The sequence below is a fragment of the Streptacidiphilus jiangxiensis genome (assembly GCF_900109465.1).
Lineage (GTDB): Bacteria > Actinomycetota > Actinomycetes > Streptomycetales > Streptomycetaceae > Streptacidiphilus > Streptacidiphilus jiangxiensis.
Map to the genome: position 1 here is coordinate 1 of NZ_FOAZ01000050.1, position 21,384 is coordinate 21,384.

General features: G+C 72.8%; 24 protein-coding genes. 15 read left to right on the forward strand and 9 right to left on the reverse strand.

Going from position 1 to position 21,384, the window contains the following annotated elements; genetic code table 11:
* Both BMY61_RS42100 and BMY61_RS42105 read left to right on the forward strand, forming a co-directional pair.
* Window positions 1-558 (forward strand): amidohydrolase family protein (locus BMY61_RS42100; protein ID WP_143094807.1); only part of this gene is annotated, 558 nt, incomplete at its 5' end.
* Between the two features lie 32 nt (window positions 559-590).
* Complete coding sequence (locus BMY61_RS42105) at window positions 591-1,634, forward strand: agmatine deiminase family protein (protein ID WP_042460924.1); 1,044 nt, start codon at window positions 591-593, stop codon at window positions 1,632-1,634.
* Between the two features lie 49 nt (window positions 1,635-1,683).
* Here the strand turns inward: BMY61_RS42105 and BMY61_RS45710 are convergent, their stop codons facing one another.
* Window positions 1,684-1,878 carry a hypothetical protein gene (locus tag BMY61_RS45710; protein ID WP_143094808.1) on the reverse strand — a complete coding sequence of 65 codons (195 nt, stop codon included), beginning with the start codon at window positions 1,876-1,878 and terminating at the stop codon, window positions 1,684-1,686.
* Window positions 1,879-1,947: 69 nt separating this feature from the next.
* Window positions 1,948-2,328: a hypothetical protein gene (locus BMY61_RS42110; protein ID WP_042460921.1), complete on the reverse strand. Its 381-nt coding sequence runs from the start codon at window positions 2,326-2,328 to the stop codon at window positions 1,948-1,950.
* A 291-nt stretch (window positions 2,329-2,619) separates the two neighbouring features.
* Here BMY61_RS42110 and BMY61_RS42115 point away from each other — a divergent pair, with 291 nt between their 5' ends.
* From BMY61_RS42115 to BMY61_RS42125, 3 genes are all read left to right on the forward strand, one after another.
* Entirely contained in the window at window positions 2,620-3,537 is a 918-nt protein-coding gene (locus BMY61_RS42115) for a glycoside hydrolase domain-containing protein (protein WP_052439567.1), read from the forward strand.
* Window positions 3,538-3,664: 127 nt separating this feature from the next.
* Window positions 3,665-4,267: a TetR/AcrR family transcriptional regulator gene (locus BMY61_RS42120; RefSeq protein WP_042460918.1), complete on the forward strand. Its 603-nt coding sequence runs from the start codon at window positions 3,665-3,667 to the stop codon at window positions 4,265-4,267.
* Window positions 4,268-4,498: 231 nt separating this feature from the next.
* Window positions 4,499-5,746: a DUF4328 domain-containing protein gene (locus tag BMY61_RS42125; RefSeq protein ID WP_052439566.1), complete on the forward strand. Its 1,248-nt coding sequence runs from the start codon at window positions 4,499-4,501 to the stop codon at window positions 5,744-5,746.
* Between the two features lie 13 nt (window positions 5,747-5,759).
* On the opposite strand, the gene BMY61_RS42130 is transcribed toward BMY61_RS42125, so the two are convergent.
* Window positions 5,760-7,286 carry a hypothetical protein gene (locus tag BMY61_RS42130; RefSeq protein WP_052439565.1) on the reverse strand — a complete coding sequence of 509 codons (1,527 nt, stop codon included), beginning with the start codon at window positions 7,284-7,286 and terminating at the stop codon, window positions 5,760-5,762.
* Between the two features lie 307 nt (window positions 7,287-7,593).
* On the opposite strand from BMY61_RS42130, the gene BMY61_RS42135 reads away from it, so the two are divergent.
* Both BMY61_RS42135 and BMY61_RS42140 read left to right on the forward strand, forming a co-directional pair.
* The gene (locus BMY61_RS42135; protein WP_042460915.1) at window positions 7,594-8,631 is read left to right on the forward strand and encodes a helix-turn-helix transcriptional regulator; all 1,038 of its coding nucleotides are present in this window, start codon (window positions 7,594-7,596) and stop codon (window positions 8,629-8,631) included.
* A 9-nt stretch (window positions 8,632-8,640) separates the two neighbouring features.
* Complete coding sequence (locus tag BMY61_RS42140) at window positions 8,641-9,150, forward strand: MarR family winged helix-turn-helix transcriptional regulator (RefSeq protein ID WP_042460912.1); 510 nt, start codon at window positions 8,641-8,643, stop codon at window positions 9,148-9,150.
* A gap of 123 nt (window positions 9,151-9,273) precedes the next feature.
* On the opposite strand, the gene BMY61_RS42145 is transcribed toward BMY61_RS42140, so the two are convergent.
* A complete protein-coding gene (locus tag BMY61_RS42145) occupies window positions 9,274-9,756 on the reverse strand; it encodes a methylated-DNA--[protein]-cysteine S-methyltransferase (RefSeq protein ID WP_042460909.1) in 483 nt (160 codons plus the stop codon).
* The gene (locus BMY61_RS42150) at window positions 9,753-11,267 is read right to left on the reverse strand and encodes an AlkA N-terminal domain-containing protein (protein WP_042460906.1); all 1,515 of its coding nucleotides are present in this window, start codon (window positions 11,265-11,267) and stop codon (window positions 9,753-9,755) included. Before BMY61_RS42150 ends, BMY61_RS42145 begins: the two co-directional genes overlap by 4 nt.
* Before the next feature lie 233 nt (window positions 11,268-11,500).
* Between BMY61_RS42150 and BMY61_RS42155 the strand changes: the two genes are divergently transcribed.
* On the forward strand, window positions 11,501-11,977 hold the full coding sequence (locus tag BMY61_RS42155; protein WP_042460903.1) for a rhodanese-like domain-containing protein: 477 nt from the start codon (window positions 11,501-11,503) through the stop codon (window positions 11,975-11,977).
* Window positions 11,978-11,996: 19 nt separating this feature from the next.
* Here BMY61_RS42155 and BMY61_RS42160 read toward each other — a convergent pair whose 3' ends face one another.
* The 4 genes from BMY61_RS42160 to BMY61_RS42175 form a co-directional block, all read right to left on the reverse strand.
* Window positions 11,997-12,644 (reverse strand): DUF4230 domain-containing protein, encoded by a 648-nt coding sequence (locus BMY61_RS42160; protein ID WP_342342565.1) that lies wholly within the window; start codon window positions 12,642-12,644, stop codon window positions 11,997-11,999.
* 98 nt (window positions 12,645-12,742) lie between these two features.
* The gene (rsgA, locus tag BMY61_RS42165; protein WP_042460897.1) at window positions 12,743-13,831 is read right to left on the reverse strand and encodes a ribosome small subunit-dependent GTPase A; all 1,089 of its coding nucleotides are present in this window, start codon (window positions 13,829-13,831) and stop codon (window positions 12,743-12,745) included.
* Between the two features lie 138 nt (window positions 13,832-13,969).
* The gene (locus BMY61_RS42170) at window positions 13,970-14,608 is read right to left on the reverse strand and encodes a LysE family translocator (protein WP_042460894.1); all 639 of its coding nucleotides are present in this window, start codon (window positions 14,606-14,608) and stop codon (window positions 13,970-13,972) included.
* Between the two features lie 55 nt (window positions 14,609-14,663).
* On the reverse strand, window positions 14,664-15,836 hold the full coding sequence (locus BMY61_RS42175) for a YihY/virulence factor BrkB family protein (RefSeq protein WP_082015703.1): 1,173 nt from the start codon (window positions 15,834-15,836) through the stop codon (window positions 14,664-14,666).
* Between the two features lie 270 nt (window positions 15,837-16,106).
* Between BMY61_RS42175 and BMY61_RS48695 the strand changes: the two genes are divergently transcribed.
* The 7 genes from BMY61_RS48695 to BMY61_RS42210 form a co-directional block, all read left to right on the forward strand.
* Complete coding sequence (locus tag BMY61_RS48695; protein ID WP_332262522.1) at window positions 16,107-16,190, forward strand: putative leader peptide; 84 nt, start codon at window positions 16,107-16,109, stop codon at window positions 16,188-16,190.
* A 177-nt stretch (window positions 16,191-16,367) separates the two neighbouring features.
* Window positions 16,368-18,056, forward strand: a complete 1,689-nt coding sequence (locus tag BMY61_RS42185) for a nitrite/sulfite reductase (protein ID WP_042460888.1) — start codon at window positions 16,368-16,370, stop codon at window positions 18,054-18,056.
* Complete coding sequence (locus BMY61_RS42190; protein WP_042460886.1) at window positions 18,053-18,238, forward strand: hypothetical protein; 186 nt, start codon at window positions 18,053-18,055, stop codon at window positions 18,236-18,238. Before BMY61_RS42185 ends, BMY61_RS42190 begins: the two co-directional genes overlap by 4 nt.
* On the forward strand, window positions 18,222-18,941 hold the full coding sequence (locus tag BMY61_RS42195) for a phosphoadenylyl-sulfate reductase (RefSeq protein WP_042460884.1): 720 nt from the start codon (window positions 18,222-18,224) through the stop codon (window positions 18,939-18,941). The genes BMY61_RS42190 and BMY61_RS42195 overlap by 17 nt, the downstream gene beginning before the upstream one ends.
* Window positions 18,942-18,987: 46 nt before the next feature.
* A complete protein-coding gene (gene cysC, locus BMY61_RS42200) occupies window positions 18,988-19,572 on the forward strand; it encodes an adenylyl-sulfate kinase (RefSeq protein ID WP_042460881.1) in 585 nt (194 codons plus the stop codon).
* Complete coding sequence (gene cysD / locus BMY61_RS42205) at window positions 19,569-20,510, forward strand: sulfate adenylyltransferase subunit CysD (RefSeq protein ID WP_075004287.1); 942 nt, start codon at window positions 19,569-19,571, stop codon at window positions 20,508-20,510. The genes cysC and cysD overlap by 4 nt, the downstream gene beginning before the upstream one ends.
* Before the next feature lie 2 nt (window positions 20,511-20,512).
* Window positions 20,513-21,384 (forward strand): sulfate adenylyltransferase subunit 1 (locus BMY61_RS42210; RefSeq protein WP_075004236.1); only part of this gene is annotated, 872 nt, incomplete at its 3' end.

The window sequence follows — 21,384 nt, forward strand, 5'->3', positions numbered from 1 at the left end:
GGCCCCCTCGACGGCGAAGGCAGCTACGGGACCACCGACTCCGGCGACGACAACGAACGCGTCCTGCGCTACATCGCCAAACTGACGATCAACCCCGCCATCGCCCACGGCCTCGCCCACGAGATCGGCTCCATCGAGGTCGGCAAACTCGCCGACATCGTCCTCTGGCGCCCCGACCACTTCGGCGCCAAACCCCAACTCGTCCTCAAGTCCGGGTTCCCCGCCTACGGCGTCACCGGCGACCCCAACGCCTCCACCGACCGCTGCGAACCCCTCGTCCTCGGCCCCCAGTTCGGCGCCCACGGCGCCACCGCCGCCGACATCTCCGTCGCCTTCGTCGCCCGCGCCGCCGTCTCAGGCGGCGACCAACTCCCCACCCGCCGCCGCCGCGTCGCCGTCCAACACACCCGCGGCATCGGCCCCAAGGACATGCTCCGCAACCACCGCCTCGGCGCCGTCGACGTCAACCCCACCACCGGCCTGGTCACCCTCGACGGAGACCCCCTCCACTCCCACCCCGCCGAGACCGTCTCCCTCAGCCGCCTCTACTTCCTGTGACGTCCCAGCCTCTAGTCAGGAGCCGCACCCTCATGAGCACCACCCCCACCCCCGCCTCCCTCGGCTGGTCCATGCCGGCGGAGTGGGCGCCGCACGACCGCACCTGGATGGCCTTCCCGACCTCCAACGAGACCTTCGCCGGTGACGAGCTGCACCTCGCTCGTCAGGCCTGGGCCAACGTGGCCAACACGATCGTGCGCTACGAGCCGGTGACCCTGGTCGTCAACACCGGTGAGGCCGAGGCGGCACGCGGCTACGTCTCCGCCGAGGTCGAGATCGTCGAGCGTCCGCTGGACGACGCGTGGATGCGCGACATCGGCCCCACCTTCCTCACCGACGGCAAGGGCGGCCTGGCCGCGGCCGACTGGATCTTCAACGGCTGGGGTGCCCAGGAGTGGGCCAGCTGGGAGAACGACCAGCACATCGCCGAGCACATCGTGGAGATGACGGGCGTTCAGCGCTTCGCCTCCCGCCTGATCAACGAGGGCGGCGGCATCCACGTGGACGGCGAGGGCACCGTCCTGCTGACCGACACCGTCCAGCTGGGCGAGGGCCGTAACAGCGACTGGACCCGCGAGGAGGTCGAGGCCGAGATCCACGCCTTCCTCGGCACCACCAAGGCGATCTGGGTCCCCCGCGGCCTGACCCGCGACTACCAGCGGTTCGGCACCCGCGGCCACATCGACATCGTCGCGGCGTTCCTGCGCCCGGGCACCGTCGTGGTCCACAGCCAGCCGGACCCGCAGCACCCGGACCACGAGGTCACCAAGGAGATCGCCGCGCTGCTGCGCGCCTCCACCGACGCCAGGGGCCGTGCGCTGGAGGTCATCGAACTCCAGGCGCCGACCATCCTGTTCGAGGAGGACGGCGAGCCGGTCGACTACTCCTACATCAACCACTACCTGTGCAACGGCGCCGTCGTCCTGTGCGCGTTCGACGACCCCCGCGACCAGGCGGCGGCCGAGGTCTTCGCCCGGATCTTCCCGGACCGCAAGGTCGAACTCGTCGACGCCCGCGAGATCTTCGCGAACGGCGGCGGCATCCACTGCATCACCCAGCAGCAGCCGAAGGCGTGACCCGACCGGGCCCCGCCGAGCGCGCCGCGGCGCGCTCGGCGGGGCTCCGTCATGCCGCCACGGCGTCGTTCCAGTCAGGCTGCCAACCACCGTCCGTGGACGCCGCATTCGACGTCACCGCGGGGGACGAGGACGGCAAGGTCTGGAACCGGTCCGCTCCGTCCGGGGAGTGGACCCATCCCGCACCGGCGACGGCCGCGGCCACGCCGAGCAGGGCGAGAGCAGTGATGGGACGAGCGAGCACGCGCTTCATGATTCCCCCTGTCGGGCCGGTCGATCGCCGACACCCTCAGCGAGTGTAGGAGGCGGTCGCTCAGCCCGTCGCCGTCCAGGAGGGCAGGGCGGTCGGGATGTCGGTGGGCAGCGCGGTCGGGAGGTCGCTGCTCAGGTCCGTCGGGAGGGCCGTCGGGAACTCGCTGGCGACCTTCTTGAGCGCCGTCTGCGCAGCCTCGGCGGTGAGCTTGGCGAAGGTGAGCGCGTCGATCCCGGCGCACTCCGCGGGCCTGGCGGCCGACGGTGTCGCCCCGGAGGTGCCCGCGCCCTCCAACTCCTTGACGAGCGCGTCCTCGCACGACGCGGTGTTGCCGCTGCCACCGGACGTGCTGCCGCCGCCACTCGACGAGGAGCACGCCGAGAGTGCGAGGACGGCGGCGGCCGCGGTCGCCGCGGCAAGGGTCATCGTGACGGAGCGCATGGTCTTCCCCCTGGTTGTTCGGTCTCTCTCCGAGCGTGTCACCGTATCGGATCGGGGCGACAGGCCCGCCTCCGACCTGTGGCGACCCCGTGACACCGCTGTGTCGAAGCACCGCCCGAACGCGCCCCCGTACGCCCCCAACGTGCCTCGGCTGCCCGGTTGGTGACGAACATGGTCGACATCTCGTCCGGCGCGGCGCCACCGCCGATACGCTGGGTCGCGGCCGAGAACGGGGCGGGCACATCGCAACGAGCACGGCGCAACGAGCACGTGGCAACGGAGGGGCGGGACATGGGCGCGACGGGGATCGACATCGCCTGGGACCGGCCCTCGGTCGCCGAGATCAAGGCGACAGGGGCGACCTGGGTCGCCCGCTACTTCTCCCCCGACCCCACCAAGAACCTCACGGCCGCCGAAGTGACGGACTACCACGCGGCCGGCCTCGGGATCGTCACCGTCTGGGAGGGCGCCGCCGCGCGCGCCCTGGAGGGTCACGCCGCCGGTGTCGGCGACGCGCAGGCGGCCTGGGCGCAACGTGCCGGCGTGGGGCTGCCGGACACGACGGTGGTGCACTTCGCCGTCGACACCGACACCGACTGGCCCTCCGTCGAGTCCTACTTCCAGGGCGTGCAGTCGGTGCTGGGCACGGCCCGGACGGGCGTCTACGGCGGCCTGCGGGTGATCCAGGGCGCGCACGCGGCGGGCCTGCGCTACCTGTGGCAGACGGTGGCGTGGTCCGGTGGCGTGTGGGCGTCCTTCGCGACCATCCGGCAGCCCGGCGGCACGACCCTGAACGGCGGCGCCGACTTCGACACCGCCGAGAGCGCCGACTTCGGCCAGTACCCGCGGCCCGTACCGCCGCCCCCCACGCCCAGCTACCTGGAGGAAGAGTTGCTCACCTACCTGCCCCCGCTCGCCGCAAACGTCGACGCCGACGTCCCCGTCGAGCCCGCAGGCACCCTGACCGCGCCCGCCGGCGGCGCCCGCAACGGCCCGCTCTGGCTCTGCCTGGCCCCCCAGGGCGCGGACGGCACGGTCGCGGTCTCCCTGCACAGCTCCGCGGGCTGGTCGGCGCCGGCCGACCACCCGGTGACGGTCGCGGGCGGCAAGCTCGTGCTCTCGCTCCCCACGGACGGCTCGGTCGACGTCGTGCGTCTGCATCCCACGGTGCCGCTGCTCGGCTACCTCACCGGGCGGCAGGTTGCCTGACCACGCCCCGGCTGTCCTGGTGCTTTACTGGTCCTCGACGGTTTGAACAGCATTCGAAGCATGGCCTTCGAAGAGCGGCCTTCGAGCACCCTTCGAAAGGCAGTCGAGAAGCAGTCGAGGAGCAGGAGTGGCCCGAGCGTCGTCCGCACGGCGTCCGGCGAAGCCCCGCGAGGAGGTCTTCGCCACGGCGATGGCCGCCATCGCCCGACACGGCCTGGCCGGGGTGACCATGGCCGCGCTCGGCCGCGAGCTCGGCATGAGCGGCGGCCACCTGCTCTACTACTTCGGCAGCAAGGACCAGCTGCTGCTGGAGACGCTGCGCTGGAGCGAGTCACAGCTCGGCGAGCGCCGCCGCGAGCTGCTCACCGACGACGCCCCGGCGACCGAGCGGCTGCGCTCCTTCGCCGCGCTCTACCTGCCCACCGGACCGGGCGACCCGCGCTGGACGCTCTGGGTCGAGGTGTGGGGACGCTCGCAGGCGAGCGAGGAGATCCGGGCCGGACAGAGCGAGATCGAGGCCGTGTGGCGGGCGGACCTCGTGGCCCTGCTGCGCGAGGGCGTCCAGGGCGGCGAGTTCCGCGCGGTCGACCCCGAGCGCTTCGCGGTCCGGTTCGGTGCCCTGCTGGACGGTTTCGGCACCCCGATCGTGGTCGGCCTGCCGGGCTCCGGCCGCGAGATCGCCCTCGGACACGTCGAGGACCACCTGCACGAGGCGCTGCTCGCCCGCTGACGCCTGTGACCCCGGTCATGGGGCCCGGCCGCGGGTACGGGGCAAGGCCGACGAAACCGCACCCGGAGCATCCGCGCGAGCAGGGGCGTTCCGGTCCGAGCCGGACACCCGGAACGGATCATCCGTACACGAAGGCTACTGTCGAACGCATGGACGCGAATCGGCCGCATCGCATACCATCGGCCGCCAGCCGCGCGGCGAAGTGCGCGGATCCAGCCAAGGGGATCTCCCGTGCTCTGCCCGTCCTGTTCCACGGTCGCTCTCGACGCGTACGGCCGTTGCCCGCACTGCGGCTACTCCGCCGCCCCGCCCGTGCAGCCGTACCCCGCGGCCTACTACCCGCAGCCGACGCTGGTCACGCCGACCGCACCGGCCGGTGTCGGGCTCGCCGCACAGATCCTCATGGCCGTGGCCGGGCTGCTCGCCGTCGTCGCACTCGGCGTGAACTTCTGGGCCTTCGGCACCGACACCAACGCCGTCAACTCGGGCGACTTCACCAACTCCGACAACGTGGGGGTGGCCGGCGGCGTCATCGGCGGGCTCGGCGACCTGCTGAGCATCGCGACCGGTGTCGTCTTCATCATCTGGTTCTTCAAGTCCGCGAACCTGTCCAGGATCCTGGCCCCCGGCATGCAGTCGCTCCCCGCCGGCTGGGCCATCGGCGGCTGGTTCATCCCGCTCGCCTACTGGGTGCTGCCGCGCCTCGTCGCCGGCGACATCTGGCGCGCCGCGGTCCCCCTGGGCGCGAACCTCACCGGCCGCAAGCCCCGCACCCACCTGGTGACCTGGTGGTGGCTCACCTTCATCGTGGGCCAGCAGCTGTTGTCCGTGTCGGTCATCCCGATCTCGGTCGACGGCAACACCGGCACCGGAGCCCTCGGCGCCCTGTTCGGCGTCTCCACCGTCGTCGACCTGTGCCGCATCGCCTCAGCGGTGCTGGGCATCATCATGATCCGCAAGGTCACCTCGATGCAGCAGGTCCGCATCCTGCAGGGCCCCGGCGTCGGGCACCCCTACGCCGCCGCCGCGCCGGTCGCCCCCTACGCGGCGTACGCGGACCCGACCGCCTACGGATACCCGGGCGCCACCCTCGGCTATGCGCCGACCACGGGCACCACGTACGCGCCGTCCACCCCGCAGCCGCCGGTCCCCGCCGAACCGCAGGACGCCGTGCCCACGGCACCGGCACCCACGCCGGCTCCCACGCCCGAGCCGACCCTCACGCCCGAGCCGACCCCGGCGGCCCCGGCGGCCCCGGCCGCTCCGGAGGCGGTCGAGCCCCAGGACGCCGCGCCGGTCGACATTCCGACCGTCGCGATCCCGCGCCAGGCGGCCGAGGAGCACTCCACCGTGGTGCTGACCCCGCCGGTCCCGGCCCAGCGCGACGGCGACGAGGCACCCGCCACGACCGGGCAGGCCGAGCCCCAGGACGCGGCCGAGGCCGCCGCCGAGGCGAAGCCGGAGCCCACGGACGCCTGAGCCGCTCCCGCGCTCAGTCCTCCCAGAGCGCCGCGGCCGTCCGGTCCCCCGAGTGACCGGACGCCCGCGCCTGGATCTGGCGCAGGAAGTCCACGCCGGACGGCGCGTGCGGCTGGGACCAGTGCTCCGCCAGCAGCGCGGCCACCGCCGGCTCCGCGCGCAGCGGCGTCGCCAGACCCTCCGTGCACACCAGCAGCACGTCACCCGGCTCCGGCACGACGGCGCGGAAGCGGAACACCCCCGGCTCCGCCGCCGACCCGTCCCCGCCCTCCGGCGGCGGGCCGAGCCGGCGCCCCGCATAGGCGTCGTACCAGGCGTCGTCCCCGAGCAGCATCAGCGCGCCCGGGCCCGTCCCGAACCCCGCACGGAGCCGGTTGGTCGCGTCGAGCGGCGCGAGCACGGCGTGCAGGGCACCCTCCGGGCCCAGGACCCGCGCGGCGCGCGCGGTGAGCCGCTGCAGTCCGAACCGCAGGCGCTCCTGCGCGCCCTGGCGGAGGTCGACCAGCAACCCCGCGCGACTGCGTCCGACCGCCGCCGCGAGCAGCCGGGCCGCCTCCCCGGCGCCCCGGCCCGAGGTCACGACGACGACCATGAGCCCGTCCGCGCCCTCCCCGAACCGCACCACCACCAGCCGGTCCGACCTCGGCGCACCCAGCGCCCGCGCGTCCTCGCTGCGCGCGCTCCCGGCCCGCAGCGTCATGCTGCCGTGCCGCGCCAACTCCAGCACGGTGTCCGGCACGATCGCCCGCAGATCCTCCGGGTCCGCCTCCGGCAACGCATCCGGCTCCGGCAACGCCGCCCCGGCGGCGGGCCGACTCCGCCCCCACCGCAGCGCCGCACCGTCCGGCAACGTCGGCGTCGGCACATGCGGCGGCGCCGGAGGCCCGGCGGCAGGCGCGGCAGGCGGGTCGGTGGGCTTCGGCGGGAGGGGCGCCGCGTCGGCCGGGCCGACGTCGCGCGGCGGCGCCGGAGGCCCGGGGGGTGTCGGCGGCTCAGGAGGTACCGGCGGTTCGGCGTTGCGGGGTGGGACCGGCGCGGCCCGGGGCGGCGGCGCGTCGTGGACCTGCCGGTCGGACGGCAACGGCGCGTCGTGGACCTGCTGGTCGGACGGCGACGGCGCCGCGGCGTCCGCCACGGCGGGGTCGCCGTGCTCCGGCTGTCGCCCGGACGGCTGAATCGCGTCGTGCGCGTCCTCCGGGGCAGGCGTCACGCGGGAGGGCCAGGCCAGGACGTCCGGATCGAGGTCGAGGTCGACGTCGGCCGCTACCGGGCGCGGAGCGCCGACGCGGGGGTCGGGGACCCGCGGGCTCGGCGGCGCCGACGGGACGGGTGGGAGGCTGTCGTCGACGGGGGTCCGCGGCGCAGGAGTCGTGTGCGGTACGCCGATCGCGCCGAGCGCGGTGGCGAACCAGTCGTCGACCGTGCCCGCGCTGGGGCGGGATGCGGGCTCCCGCTCGGGCGGGCCGTACACCGCGTCCCACCAGGCGTCCTCCGCCTGGGCCGTGGGGCTCGGCACGCCGGGTTCGCCTGGCTCGCTCATGGTGCTGCCACCTCCGTCCTGACCGCCGGGATGGAGGCCATTGTCCACGCGTCAGGGCCTGCCGAGGCCGGGAACCGGCGAATCAGAACACGTCCGGAGCAAGCGATCGGAGGTTTCCGGACAATCAGTCGAAGCGACCTTCCGATCCCCGACTACCGGCCGACCGGCTAGTCGAGGCATGATGATCGCTGCACATCGGACGGCTTGAACCTGCCCACGATGGCGCACGGACACACACAAGCGCGCACGTACGCACGGCGCGCGCACGTGGCGCGAGGGGCACGAGGGAAGGGCGGTGAGACGCGGGATGCTGGAATTCGTCGGGCTCGACGAACGAGCCGAGCTGGTCTACCGCGCGCTGCTGTCCCTCGGCGCAGCCACCCCCGAGGGGTTGGCCGAGCGGCTGTCGCTGAACCCCTGTCTGGTCCAGCAGTCGCTGGCCGAGCTCGAGACGAACGGGCTGGTCGCGCCGTCCGCGTCGCTGCCCGACCACTACGTCGCCGCGCCGCCCGCCGTGGCGCTCGCCCCCGCCCTGTCGCAGCGGCGGCACGAGCTGAACGAGGCCGAGCGGGTGGTCGAGATGCTCGCGGACGAGTACCGCCGGACCGGCGCGGCCACCTCCGGCGCGGCGGACCTGGTCGAGGTCGTCTCGGGTGTCTCCGCACTGCGGCACCGGTTCGAGCAGATACAGCTCGGCACTGAGAACGAACTGCTCGCCCTGGTGACCGAGGCCCCGGTCGCGGTCGGCCCGGAGGAGAACGGCGCCGAGGACATCGTCGTGGCCCGGGGCGTCACGCACCGGACCGTGCTCTCCCGCGACCGGCTGGCCGACGGACCGGTGATGGAGGCGCTGGCGCTCGCGCTGGAACGCGGCCAGCAGGTCCGCGTCGCCGAGCACGTGCCGACCAAGCTGGTCGTCTCCGACCGCCGGCTCGCTATGGTGCCGCTGCTCGCGCTCGGCACGTCCGGCGAGCCCGCCGCGCTGCTGGTGCGGGCCCCCGGCCTGCTGGAGGCGCTGATCGGGCTGTTCGAACAGTGCTGGCAGCTGGCCTACCCGGTGCGGTTCGCCGCCGACGGCCTGCTCGGCCTGGACGGGCCGGGCGGACCCACTGGGCTGGTCGGTCCGGGCACGCTGGAGGTGGCGGAGGACCAGCCGGACCCGGTGGACCTGCAGATCCTCTCGCTGCTGCTGACCGGCCTGACCGACGCGAGCGTCGCCAAGCAGCTGGACCTCGGCCTGCGCACGGTCCAGCGGCGCGTCCAACGACTGATGACGCTGACGGGTGTCAGCACGCGACTGCAGCTGGGCTGGCATGCGTACGAGCGGGGTTGGGTGGCCCGTTAGGCTTCCCGCATGTCAGATCCTGTCGATCATGCCGCCCCGCCGACCGTGACGCCCGGGCAGCCGGTGGACACGGCCCAGGTCCAGCGCCTCACCGACGCGGTGACGCGGCTGCGCCGCGCGCTGCGCAGCAGCATCCGCACAGACTATCCGTGGGAGGCCCTGCCGATGGCGCAGGTGGAGCTCCTGCAGACGCTCGCCGCGACGGGCCCGCTGCGCGTCGGCGAACTGGCCTCGCGGCAGCGGCTCGCACCGAACACCGTCAGCGGGCTGGTCGGCCGCCTGCTGGAGTCGGGCTTCGTGGACCGCCAGAACGACCCGGGCGACCGCAGGACGGCCCGGATCGGCCTGACCGATGCGGGCCACCGCCAGCTGGGCGACTGGCAGCGCGCGCACGAACGCAGGCTCGCTGCGGCGCTCGCGACGCTGACACCGGAGGACAGCACGGCGGTCCTCGGCGCCCTGACGGGCCTGGAACGCCTGGCGGCAGCCCTCGGCGAAGAAGCCGGCGAAGCCGGCTGAGGGGCGCGAGGAACTGCGCGAGAAACCACCGGCGTGCGGATGGCCCTGCGCGTTGAGGACCATCCGCATGTCAGTGGCTTGTCGCGCAGTTCCCCGCGCCCCTGGAGGTGCAACTGCGCGAACTCACTTACCTTCAAGTCCCAGCAGGGTCTGCTTCGCCTCCAGTCCCGCCGCGAAGCCCGTCAGGGAGCCGTCGCTGCCGACGACGCGGTGGCAGGGGCGCAGGATCAGCAGGGGGTTGGCGCCGACCGCGCCCGCGACCGCGCGGACGGAGGTGGGTGGCAGGCCCGCCGCCTGGGTCAGTTCCTTGTAGGTGACGGTGGCGCCGTAGGGGATGTCGTCGAGTGCGCGCCAGACCCGCTGCCGGAACTCGGTTCCGGCAGGGGCCAGGGCGAGGGCGAACTCCTTGCGGTCTCCGGCGAAGTACTCGCCGAGCTGGGTGACGGCCTCTGCCAGGACCTCCGGGTCGCGGGTCCACGCCGGGTCCGGCTCGACCGTGCGGCCCTTCTGGACGGGCGCGTAGACGGACGTCAGTCGCCCTTCGTCGTCCGCCGTGAGCTGCAGCCGGCCCAACGGGGAGTCCATGGTCGTGTAACGGGTCATCACTCGCTCACCTTCGTAAGGGACTTCCGGTCTCCCGCCGCGGGGACTGCGGGGGCTGCGGGCGTCGCGGCGACCCACAGGTGGTGCACGGCGTACGAGCGCCACGGGCGCCACGCCTCGCTCGCGGGCTCTCCGTCCAGGCCGGCCGCGCGCAGGCCGTGGCGGACGCCGAGGTCCGTGGGCAGGTAGGCGTCGGGATCGGCCAGGGCGCGCATCCGCACGTAGCTGACGGTCCACGGGCCGATGCCGGGCAGGGCCAGCAGCGCGGCGCCCGCCTCGTCGCGGTCGACGCCGGGGTCGAGGTGGACGGTGCCGTCCGCGAGCGCCGCGCACATGCCGCGCAGGGCGCGTTGGCGGGCGGCGGGCATGGCGAGGTCGGCCGGATCCGCCTCGGCGAGACTCGCCGCCGAGGGGAACAGGTGGGTGAGCCCGCCGCTCGGCTCGGGCAGTGGCGCGCCGTAGCGGACGGCCAGGCGTCCGGCCAGGGTGCGGGCCGCGGCGACGGTGACCTGCTGGCCGAGGACCGCGCGGACCGCGAGCTCGTGGGCGTCGACGTGACCGGGCGAGCGCAGGCCGGGGCGCTTGGCGACGAGCGGTCCCAGGAACGGGTCCGCGCCGAGCACCTCCGCGACCGCGTCCGGGTCGGCGTCGAGGTCGAACAGCGCACGCAGCCGCTGCACGGCCGCGGTCAGGTCGCGGACGTTGCCGAGCCGCACCCGGGCGTCGAGCCAGCCCTGCGGCTTGGACGGTTCGTCGACCTCCGCCACGGCTGGGCCGCCGGGGAGGGCGAGCGTGCGCCGGTAGGTGCGCGGTGCGGTGGGGCCGCTGCCGCTGCGAGGGACGACCTCCTCGACGCCCGGCACCGCGCGCAGGGCCAGGAAGTCGAAGACGGCTGCCGCCTCGAACGGTTGACGGTGGGCGAGTCGCAGCGGGATGACGCCCTGGACGACGGTGCGGCGGCCCTGGCGGGTGCGCAGCTCGGTCGGGGTCATCGCGTAGACCTCGCGGATGGTGTCGTTGAACTGTCGCACGCTGGAGAAGCCGGCCGCGAACGCGACCTCGGTCGCGCCCAGATCGGTCGTCTGCAGCAGCACGCGCGCCGTCTGTGCGCGCTGGGAGCGGGCGAGCGCGAGCGGGCCCGCGCCGAGCTCGGCGTGGAGCTCGCGGGTCAGGTGGCGTTCGCTGTAGCCGAGCCGGGCGGCCAGTCCCGCGACGCCCTCGCGGTCGACGACGCCGTCGGCGATCAGGCGCATCGCCCGTCCGACGAGGTCGGCGCGGAGGTTCCACTCCGGCGAGCCGGGCGCCGCCTCGGGTCGGCAGCGCCGACAGGCGCGGAAGTCGGCGGCCTGGGCGGCCGCGGCGGTCGGGTAGAAGTCGATGTTCTCGCGCTTGGGGGTTCTGGCGGGGCAGCTGGGCCGGCAGTAGATGCCGGTGGTCCGCACGGCCGAGTAGAACACGCCGTCGAGTCGTGCGTCCTTGCTGCTCACCGCCCGGTAGCAGGCGTCCTCGTGCATCCTCACGCCCTCCAGTCTGCGGCATCGGGAGGCCGCTCACTGGCGGGAATCGGACATGGCAGTGACGCCGCCGGACCGGCCCGATCATGGCGGGATCTTCACGTTCATGGGCGTTCACGCCACTCGCGGGCATGATCGTCCAAACGCCAGAATCGAGTCGTGGCCAGGGAGAACCGGCCGCGTACCGAGCAAAGAAGCAGCTGAACCCAACCGATCCAGTGACGGAGACGACCATGACGACCACCGCCGCCGCCAGTGCCGTGCTCAGCGTTCCGACCGCCGACCCGGGCGTTGCCGCTGCCCACTACGCCGCCCGCCTCGCCTTCGAGGCCGACGTCTCCGACGTGCACGCGGACCTGGCGGCCGGCATCACGGACGTCGTCGTGGTCGACTCCCGCAGCGACGCCGCCTGGGCGCAGGGGCACATCCCCGGCGCCGTGCACATCCCGACCGCCCGCATCGCGGAGCTCGCCCCGACACTGGTGGACCGCTCGAAGACGGTCGTCACCTACTGCTGGGGGCCGGGCTGCAACGGCGCCACCCGCGCGGCGCTCGCCTTCGCCCGGCTCGGCTACTCCGTCAAGGAGATGATCGGCGGCTTCGAGTACTGGGTCCGTGAGGGCTTCGCCTTCGAGTCCGCCCGAGGCGAGGAGCAGCGTCCGATCGACGACCTCACCGCCCCGCGCTCGGGCATCTCCTGCGCCTGCTGACGCTTCGGTGGTGGACGGCTCAGTGATAGGTGACCGTCACCGTGGTGAACCCCAGGGACTTGAGCAGTCCCTGCAGCATCAGCGTGGTGTTCTGCTGCGCCCGCGCGGTCAGGCCGCTCGCGGCGGCCGCGGCCTGGATGTGGTTGACGGCCAGGACGTTGAGCTGCTGCTGATCGCCCGGGTTGCCGCTGAAGAACTGGCCGATGCGGTCGAACAGACCGCGTTCCTGCGCGACGATGTAGGAACGCTTGGCGTCCAGCGCGGCCGAGGCCAGTTGGGCGTGCGGCAGGATCAGCGTCGCGGTGCGGCGGTCGGCGGAGACCGTCACCTGCGCGTGGCCCAGGTCGACGTAGGCGTCCACGGTGCCGGCGGCGACGTAGAGGGTGCGGTTGCCGAGCACCGACGACGGCAGGAACGCGGCCTCGTGGTCGAGGTCGACGACGATCTGGAAGTTCCCGGCGGCCGCGTCGTAGCGGCTCATGTTCTGTACGGACTGCAGCACCGCCGGGCCGCTGCGGTCCACGCTCCGCTCGGCGAACGGGTTGGGCAGGCCGGGCAGCCAGTCGAAGCGCGCGGCGGCCAGGAACAGCGCCGTGATCACGGCGAAGGTCAGCGGAACGCTCACGTACCAGGGAATGCGGCGGCGGTTCACGTCCACTCGGTCCACTCTCCCGTCTCCTCCCCTGCGGGTGCCTTCCGGGAACGCGCCGATCACGTCCCCGGAAGGCTCCTACCCACCCGGCCGGGCCCTGTGCAACAGTCGTGTCACACCTGGCGGTTGGCGCGCGCGTCGCGGCCTCGCCCGCGCCAGTGCCGGTCCCGCTCGATGCGCGCCCGGCGGGCCTCGGCCCGCAGCCGGACGTCGGCACGCCGGGCCATCCACTGGTTCTCGCGCTGGAGCTTGCGGTAGCTGTCCAGCCGACGGTAGGACAACTCCCCCTCGTCCAGCGCGCGTTGCACCGCGCACTCGGGCTCGCCGAGGTGCCCGCAGTCCGCGAAGCGGCAGTCGGCGGCGAGACGGTCGATGTCGGCGAAGACCTGCTGCAGCCCGCCGGCCACGTCCATCACGCCGACACCGCGCAGACCCGGCGTGTCGATCAGGACCCCGCGTCCGCCCGGCAGCGGCAGGAGTTCACGGGTCGTGGTGGTGTGCCGGCCCTTGCCGTCGACGCCGATGGCGCGCACGTCCATCGCGTCCTCGCCGACGAGCGCGTTGGCCAGCGTGGACTTGCCCACGCCCGACTGGCCGACCAGCACCGTCCCCTCACCGAGGACGGCCCGCAGTTCGGCCAGCCCCTCGCGCTCGGTCGCGCTGACCACGTGCACGGGCACGTCGGGGGCGATCCGCTCGATGTCCGCACGGATCAGCTGGGCGTCGGGCGCGAGATCGGCCTTGGTGAGCGCGACGACCGGCGTGGCACCGCTCTCCCACGCGAGCGCGAGGAACCGCTCCACGCGTCCGAGGTCCGGCTCGACGGCGAGGGAGACGGCGATGACGACCGTGTCGACGTTCGCCGCCAGCACCTGCCCGAGGGATCGCCGCGACGCCCCGGACCGGATCACCGCGGTCCGCCGCGGGAGCAGGGCCCGTACCTGCGCGCCGATCTCGGCCACGCCTTCGGCGACGGCCGCCCAGTCGCCCGTGCAGACGATCCGTACCGGATCGCGCGGAGTGACCAGGGCGGTGTCGGCCCGCAGGGTGCCGAGCGACGTGACGACGTCGCACAGCCCACGGTCGACGCGCGCGACCCGCCCGGGAATCAGGCCCTGCGCCGCGAACGGCGCGAAGGCGGACTGCCAGTCCTCGTCCCAGCCGTACCGGGAGAGGTCAACAGAGGCAGAAGAAGATGACAAGAGAAGCCCTTCGAGGGGTGGAGGAGATGACCTGCTGCTGCGACAGAGCGGTGTTCATCGCTTCCTCACCTCCTCGGCTTCCCGTGTTTTCACGTCTCCTTCGAAGTTACCCCCGGCGGTCACCTGCGCGCCAAGGATTTAGACGGGCGTACCGGACAGGGCGGTGCGCAGCGCGAACACGCCGAGCAGGCCGCCCGACGCCACGCGCTGAGCGGTCATCACACGGGGCCGGCCGGCGAGAAACCTCGACACCCGCGCCGCGCCCAGCATGATCGAGGCGTTCACGGTGAGCCCCACGACGATCTGCACGGCGCCGAGCTGGAGCAGCTGCGCCCAAGTCGGGCCCGCCTGCGGGTCCATGAACTGGGGCAGCAGCGCCGCGTACAGGAGCGCGATCTTGGGGTTGAGCAGGTTGGTCAGCAGCCCCATCGAGAACAGGCGGAGGTCGGAGACCGGACGCAGGTCCTGGGCCGGGGCGAAGGGCGAGCGGCCCCCGGGCTTGAGCATGGTCCAGGCCAGGTGGGCGAGGTAGGCGGCGCCGGCGAGCTTGACCGCCAGGAACGCCAGGGGCACGGCGGCGAACAGCGCGGACAGGCCCGCGGCCGCGGCCACCAGGTAGCACAGGAACCCCACAGCGGTCCCGCTCAGGCTGACCAGGCCCGCCCGGCGGCCCTGGGTGATCGCGCGCGAGGCGAGGTGGATCATGTTGGGTCCCGGAGTCAGGGCCATGCCGAGTTCGACCAGGGCCACTCCCCCCACTGCGGCCGGACTGATCACCGGTCATCTCCTTGTCGTTTGCCGGGCACCTGGTACCCGGAGTCGGGCGGCGCCGCTAACGCTCGTCGCCAGGTGGCGGGTAGCGGCGCTTGCGAGCGCCCTTGGACTGGATGCGGCCCCGGACGTCCTTCGGCGGCAGGAAGTCCGCCCAGCGCTCGGGGTACTCCGCGGGCGTCTCGGACTCGCCCTCCGCGCCGGGAGCCGGCGGGTTCGCCGCGCGGTTGCGCGTCGCGGATCGGCGCGCCTCGGCGCGCCGTATCACCTCGAGGGCCTCCTCCTCGCGGGCCTTCTCGTTCTCCGCGCGCGCCTGGGCGGTCTCCCGGGTCGGCCACATGCGGTCGATCGCCGCGTTCATCGCGGCACCGATCAGCACGGCCAGCGCGACGACCCCGATCCACAGCAGGACGGCGACCGGTGCCGCCAGCGAGCCGTAGACGGTCGGGCCCTCGACCGAGTGCACGAGGTACAGGCGCAGGAAGATGCTGCAGACGAAGAAGACGAACAGCGCCACTATCGCCCCGGGCACGTCCTCCTTCCACGCCGTCCGTGCGGGCACGGCCACGTGGTAGAGGGTGGTCATGAAGCAGACCGAGAGCAGGATCGCGCCGGGCCAGTACAGGATGTGCACGACGTCCGTCGTCGCCGGGAACCAGGCGACGATCTGGTCGGGGCCGGCGATCACCAGCGGGCCGATCACCGTACCGGCGATCAGGGCGACGATGTAGAGGCCCAGCGAGAGCAGCCGGGTGTGCACGATGCCGCGCTGGTCCTCCAGCCCGTACATGATCGTCACGGTGTCGACGAAGACGTAGAGAGCACGCGAGCCGGACCACAGGGCCAGCACGAACCCGATGGAGATCAGGTCCGGGCGGCCGTTGCGGAAGACGCTGTCGAGCAGCGGCTGGACGGTCTGGTGCACCGAGGAGGAGGTGAGGAAGGTGCCGGCCGCCCGCAGGATGTCGGCCTCCAGCTTGGAGATCACGCTGTGGCTGAGGTAGCCGAGCGTGCCCGCGATGCTGAGCAGCAGCGGCGGCACCGACATCAGGGTGAAGAAGGCCACCTCGGCGGCGAGTCCGGTGACGCGGTACTCGATGCAGGTGTCGGTGGTGTCCTTGATCAGCTTCCAGGCGATGGCCCGGTACGAGCCGTGGTCGCGACGGCGGTTCGCGCGCCGCGTACCGTGGGCACGATGCCGTGCCTTGGCTGAGGGTTCGCCTGCTGGTTCCACAGGGCAAACCTATCGGCCCCGGACATGCTCGTTGATCGGGCGCGGACGGCGGGGCCCTCGGACCGGGCGGTTCGGCGCCGCGCCGCCGCCCGGGTGATATTCCACATAGTGGATGGTCGTGTCTTGCAGATCGGAACAGAGGGCCCGATCGCGGGGCTCCGGCCCCTCCGCCGCACCCGGCCCGCCCGGAAATCCCGGGATGCGGGACAGTTTTGTCCACATCCCGGATGGTGCTGGACTGCGAAAAGTTCGGCGTGCGACGCTTCTGCCATGTCTGGTGCCGGAACTGCCTTGGTCGGTCGACTTCACGTCGATCTCGGCCGCATGTCCAGCGCCATCTGTCCGGTGACCTGATACCCCTGCCGCCCCACCGACAGCCAGCCCCGACGCCCGCGCGCCGAAGCACGGACCACGTCGCCCCAGGCCGGGTCGCCGCCGCAGCCGCACGCACCCTCGTGCAGGTCAGCGCCGCAGCGCCGGTCCGGGAACGCACCACTCAGGCCCCGAACCAACTGCCGAAGGACGCACCTCATGGCCGCCACCCCCGCCTCCTCCACGCCGAAGCGCAAGGTGACCCGCCACCGCGGCGAGGGCCAGTGGGCTGCCGGTCACTTCACGCCGCTCAACGGCAACGAGCAGTTCAAGAAGGACGACGACGGTCTCAACGTCCGGACGCGCATCGAGACGGTCTACGCCCACATCGGCTTCGACGGCATCGACCCGAACGACCTGCGCGGGCGCATGCGCTGGTGGGGCCTGTACACCCAGCGCCGTCCCGGGATCGACGGCGGCAAGACCGCGATCCTGGAGCCGCACGAGCTCGAGGACGACTACTTCATGCTGCGCGTCCGCATCGACGGCGGCCGCCTGACGGTCGCCCAGCTGCGGACCATCGGCGAGATCTCGCAGACCTACGCCCGTGGCACCGCCGACCTGACCGACCGGCAGAACATCCAGTTCCACTGGATCCGGATCGAGGACATGCCGGTCATCTGGCAGAAGCTGGAGGCCGTCGGCCTGTCCACGACCGAGGCCTGCGGCGACTGCCCGCGCGTCATCCTCGGCTCGCCGGTCGCCGGCATCGCCGCCGACGAGATCATCGACGGCACCCCGGCGCTGGAGGAGATCCAGCGGCGCATCGTCGGCAACAAGGACTTCTCCAACCTGCCGCGCAAGTTCAAGTCCGCGATCTCCGGCTCGCCGCTGCTGGACGTGGTCCACGAGATCAACGACGTGGCCTTCGTCGGCGTCGTCCACCCCGAGCACGGGCCCGGCTTCGACCTCTGGGTCGGCGGCGGCCTGTCCACCAACCCGCGCCTGGGCGAGCGCCTCGGCGCCTGGGTGCCGCTGGACGAGGTCCCGGACGTCTACACCGGCGTCATCTCGATCTTCCGTGACTACGGCTACCGCCGCCTGCGCAACCGCGCCCGCCTCAAGTTCCTGCTGGCCGACTGGGGCACCGAGAAGTTCCGCCAGGTGCTGGAGGACGAGTACCTGCAGCGCAAGCTCGTCGACGGCCCGGCCCCGGCCGAACCGGTCGAGCGCTGGCGCGACCACGTCGGCGTGCACCGGCAGAAGGACGGCAAGTTCTACGTCGGCTTCGCCCCGCGCGTCGGCCGCGTCGACGGCTCGCTGCTGACCAAGGTCGCCGACCTGGCCGCCCAGCACGGCTCGGACCGCCTGCGCACCACCGCCGAGCAGAAGATGATCGTGCTGGACGTGACCGAGGAGCAGGTCGAGTCCCTGGTGGCCGGCCTGGAGGCGCTGGACCTGCGGGTCACGCCGTCCCCGTTCCGCCGCGGCACGATGGCCTGCACCGGCATCGAGTTCTGCAAGCTCGCCATCGTCGAGACCAAGGAGCGCGGCAAGACGCTCATCGACGAACTGGAGGCGCGCCTGCCGCAGTTCGACGAGCCGCTGACCATCAACATCAACGGCTGCCCGAACGCCTGCGCCCGGATCCAGGTCGCCGACATCGGCCTCAAGGGCCAGCTCGTCACCGACGAGAACGGCGAGCAGGTGGAGGGCTTCCAGGTGCACCTGGGCGGCGCGCTGGGCCTGGAGGCCGGGTTCGGCCGCAAGGTCCGCGGCCTGAAGGTCACCAAGGACGGCCTGCCGGACTACGTCGAGCGCGTGCTGAACCGCTACCTGGACGACCGCCAGGACGGCGAGCGCTTCGCGCAGTGGACCGTCCGGGCCAGCGAGGAGCAGCTCTCATGAGCGAGCGTGCCGCCCCGTTCTACTGCCCCTACTGCGGGGACGAGGACCTGCGCCCGAGCGAGACCGGCGGGCACGGCGCCTGGGAATGCGCGTCCTGCCGTCGCGCGTTCGCGCTGAAGTTCCTTGGCCTGCTGGGCGCCACCACCGCGACCGGGGGGAACCACGATGACCACCGAAGCTGAACCCACTCACACCGCCGAGCAGTTGGAGGCGCTGGCCGCCACCGCCGCGGTGGAGCTGGAGAACGCCTCCGCGCAGGAGATCATGCGCTGGGCCGCCGAGACCTTCGGGCGGCGCCTCGCGGTGACCTCCTCGATGGAGGATGCCGTCGTCGCCCACCTGGCCTCGACCGCGCTGCCCGGCATCGACGTGATCTTCCTGGACACCGGCTACCACTTCGTGGAGACCATCGGCACCCGCGACGCGGTCGAGGCGACCATGCCGGTCAACGTCATCACGCTGACCCCGCGTCAGTCCGTGGCCGAGCAGGACGCCGAGTACGGGCCGAAGCTCCACGACCGCGACCCCGACCTGTGCTGCAAGCTGCGCAAGGTCGAGCCGCTCAACCGGGGCCTGGCCGGGTACGACGCGTGGGCGACGGGCCTGCGCCGCGACGAGTCCCCCACCCGGGCGAACACCCCGGTCGTGGCGTACGACCCGAAGCGGCAGAAGGTCAAGATCGCCCCGATCGCCCGCTGGACCCAGGACGACGTGGACGCCTACGTCGCCGCCAACGGCATCCTGCTCAACCCGCTGCTCTTCGACGGCTACGCCTCGATCGGCTGCTCGCCGGAGTCCTGCACCCGCCGGGTGCTGGAGGGCGAGGACGCCCGCTCCGGCCGCTGGTCCGGCGCCGGCAAGACCGAGTGCGGCATCCACCTCTGACCGACCGTTCCTTCTCCGACTGACCACCACTCTGGAGCAGACCTTCATGACCACCACAGCTGACGCACCGGCGGCCTCCACGGCAGCCGCCGTGCAGGCCTGCGGCGCCACCGTGTGGCTGACCGGCCTGCCCAGCGCCGGGAAGACGACGATCGCCTCCGCACTGGCCGAGCGCCTGCGCGCCGAGGGCCACCGCGTGGAGATCCTCGACGGCGACGAGATCCGCGAGTTCCTCTCGCGCGGCCTCGGCTTCACCCGCGCGGACCGCGACACCAACATCCAGCGGATCGGCTTCGTCGCCGAGTTGCTGGCCTCCAACGGCGTCAAGGTCCTCGCGCCGGTGATCGCCCCCTACGCCGACTCCCGCGCCGCCGTCGCCGCCCGGCACGCCGCCCAGCACACCGCCTACCTGGAGGTGCACGTCGCGACGCCGGTGGACGTCTGCTCCGAGCGGGACGTGAAGGGCCTGTACGCCAGGCAGGCCGCCGGTGAGATCTCCGGTCTGACCGGCGTGGACGACCCCTACGAGGCCCCGGCCTCCCCCGACCTGCGCATCGAGGCGCACACCCAGACGGTGGCCGAGTCCGCCGCCGCCCTGCACGCTCTGCTGACCGAGAGGGGACTGGCGTGACCACCGCAATCTCCCTGCCCACCGCCGCCGCGCAGGACAACCCCTACGCGCTCTCGCACCTGGACGCGTTGGAGGCCGAGGCCGTCCACATCTTCCGCGAGGTGGCGGGCGAGTTCGAGAACCCGGTGATCCTCTTCTCCGGCGGCAAGGACTCCATCGTCATGCTGCACCTGGCGCTGAAGGCCTTCGCGCCCGCGCCGGTGCCGTTCGCGCTGCTGCACGTGGACACCGGCCACAACTTCCCCGAGGTCCTCGCCTACCGCGACCGGGTCGTGGCCGAGCACGGACTGCGCCTGCACGTAGCCTCCGTCCAGCAGTTCATCGACGCGGGACGGCTGCGCGAGCGCCCCGACGGCACCCGCAACCCGCTGCAGACCGTCCCACTGCTCGACGCCATCGAGACGGGCCGCTTCGACGCCGTCTTCGGCGGCGGCCGCCGCGACGAGGAGAAGGCCCGCGCCAAGGAACGCGTCTTCTCCCTGCGCGACGAGTTCGGCGCCTGGGACCCGCGCCGCCAGCGCCCCGAGCTGTGGTCGCTCTACAACGGCCGCCACGCGGTCGGCGAGCACGTGCGCGTCTTCCCGCTGTCCAACTGGACCGAGCTGGACGTGTGGCAGTACATCGAACGCGAGAAGATCGACCTCCCCGAGATCTACTACGCCCACGAGCGTGACGTCTTCGCCCGCAACGGCATGTGGCTGACCGCCGGCGAGTGGGGCGGCCCGAAGGACGGCGAGACCGTCGAGCGGCGCCTGGTGCGCTACCGCACGGTCGGCGACATGTCCTGCACCGGCGCCGTCGACTCCGACGCCGACACCATCGCCGCGGTGATCACCGAGATCGCCGCGAGCCGCCTGACCGAACGTGGCGCCACCCGCGCGGACGACAAGATGTCCGAGGCCGCCATGGAGGACCGCAAGCGCGAGGGGTACTTCTAACCATGACCGTGACCGCGGACGAGATCACCGCCACCTCACTGCTGCGCTTCGCCACCGCCGGCTCCGTCGACGACGGCAAGTCCACCCTGGTGGGCCGGCTGCTGCACGACTCCAAGTCGGTGCTGGCCGACCAGCTCGAGGCCGTCGAGCACGCCTCGCGCAAGCGCGGCCAGGAGGCCCCCGACCTCGCGCTGCTCACCGACGGCCTGCGGGCCGAGCGCGAGCAGGGCATCACCATCGACGTCGCCTACCGCTACTTCGCCACCCCCCGGCGCCGGTTCATCCTGGCCGACACCCCCGGCCACGTGCAGTACACCCGCAACATGGTCACCGGCGCCTCCACCGCCGAGCTCGCGGTCGTGCTGGTCGACGCCCGCAACGGCGTGGTCGAGCAGACCCGGCGCCACGCGGCCGTCGCCGCGCTGCTGCGCGTCCCGCACGTCGTGCTGGCCGTGAACAAGATGGACCTGGTCGACTACGCCGAGCCCGTCTTCGCCGCGATCGCCGAGGAGTTCGGCGCCTACGCCGCCTCGCTCGGCGTCACCGACGTCGTCGCGGTCCCGATCAGCGCCCTGGCCGGCGACAACGTCGTCGAGCCGTCCGCGAACATGGACTGGTACGGCGGCCCGACGCTGCTGGAACACCTGGAGACCGTCCCGGTCGGGACCGACCCCAGCCAGGAGCCGGCCCGGTTCCCGGTGCAGTACGTGATCCGCCCGCAGTCGGCCGACCACCCCGACTACCGCGGCTACGCCGGCCAGCTCGCCTCCGGCGTGCTGCGGGTCGGCGACGAGGTGACCGTCCTGCCGGCCGGGATCACCACCACCGTCGCCGGGATCGACGTGCTCGGCGAGGAACGCGACATCGCCTGGGC

Excerpts from the sequence above, each read along its gene's own strand:
- BMY61_RS42130 (WP_052439565.1), bottom strand. The coding sequence starts at position 7,286 with ATGAGCGAGCCAGGCGAACCCGGCGTGCCGAGCCCCACGGCCCAGGCG.
- cysC (WP_042460881.1), top strand. The coding sequence starts at position 18,988 with ATGACCACCACAGCTGACGCACCGGCGGCCTCCACGGCAGCCGCCGTG.
- BMY61_RS42155 (WP_042460903.1), top strand. The coding sequence starts at position 11,501 with ATGACGACCACCGCCGCCGCCAGTGCCGTGCTCAGCGTTCCGACCGCC.
- BMY61_RS42185 (WP_042460888.1), top strand. The coding sequence starts at position 16,368 with ATGGCCGCCACCCCCGCCTCCTCCACGCCGAAGCGCAAGGTGACCCGC.
- BMY61_RS42105 (WP_042460924.1), top strand. The coding sequence starts at position 591 with ATGAGCACCACCCCCACCCCCGCCTCCCTCGGCTGGTCCATGCCGGCG.
- BMY61_RS42110 (WP_042460921.1), bottom strand. The coding sequence starts at position 2,328 with ATGCGCTCCGTCACGATGACCCTTGCCGCGGCGACCGCGGCCGCCGCC.
- BMY61_RS42140 (WP_042460912.1), top strand. The coding sequence starts at position 8,641 with ATGTCAGATCCTGTCGATCATGCCGCCCCGCCGACCGTGACGCCCGGG.
- BMY61_RS42135 (WP_042460915.1), top strand. The coding sequence starts at position 7,594 with ATGCTGGAATTCGTCGGGCTCGACGAACGAGCCGAGCTGGTCTACCGC.
- BMY61_RS42115 (WP_052439567.1), top strand. The coding sequence starts at position 2,620 with ATGGGCGCGACGGGGATCGACATCGCCTGGGACCGGCCCTCGGTCGCC.
- BMY61_RS42195 (WP_042460884.1), top strand. The coding sequence starts at position 18,222 with ATGACCACCGAAGCTGAACCCACTCACACCGCCGAGCAGTTGGAGGCG.
- BMY61_RS42150 (WP_042460906.1), bottom strand. The coding sequence starts at position 11,267 with ATGCACGAGGACGCCTGCTACCGGGCGGTGAGCAGCAAGGACGCACGA.
- BMY61_RS42190 (WP_042460886.1), top strand. The coding sequence starts at position 18,053 with ATGAGCGAGCGTGCCGCCCCGTTCTACTGCCCCTACTGCGGGGACGAG.
- BMY61_RS48695 (WP_332262522.1), top strand. The coding sequence starts at position 16,107 with ATGTCTGGTGCCGGAACTGCCTTGGTCGGTCGACTTCACGTCGATCTC.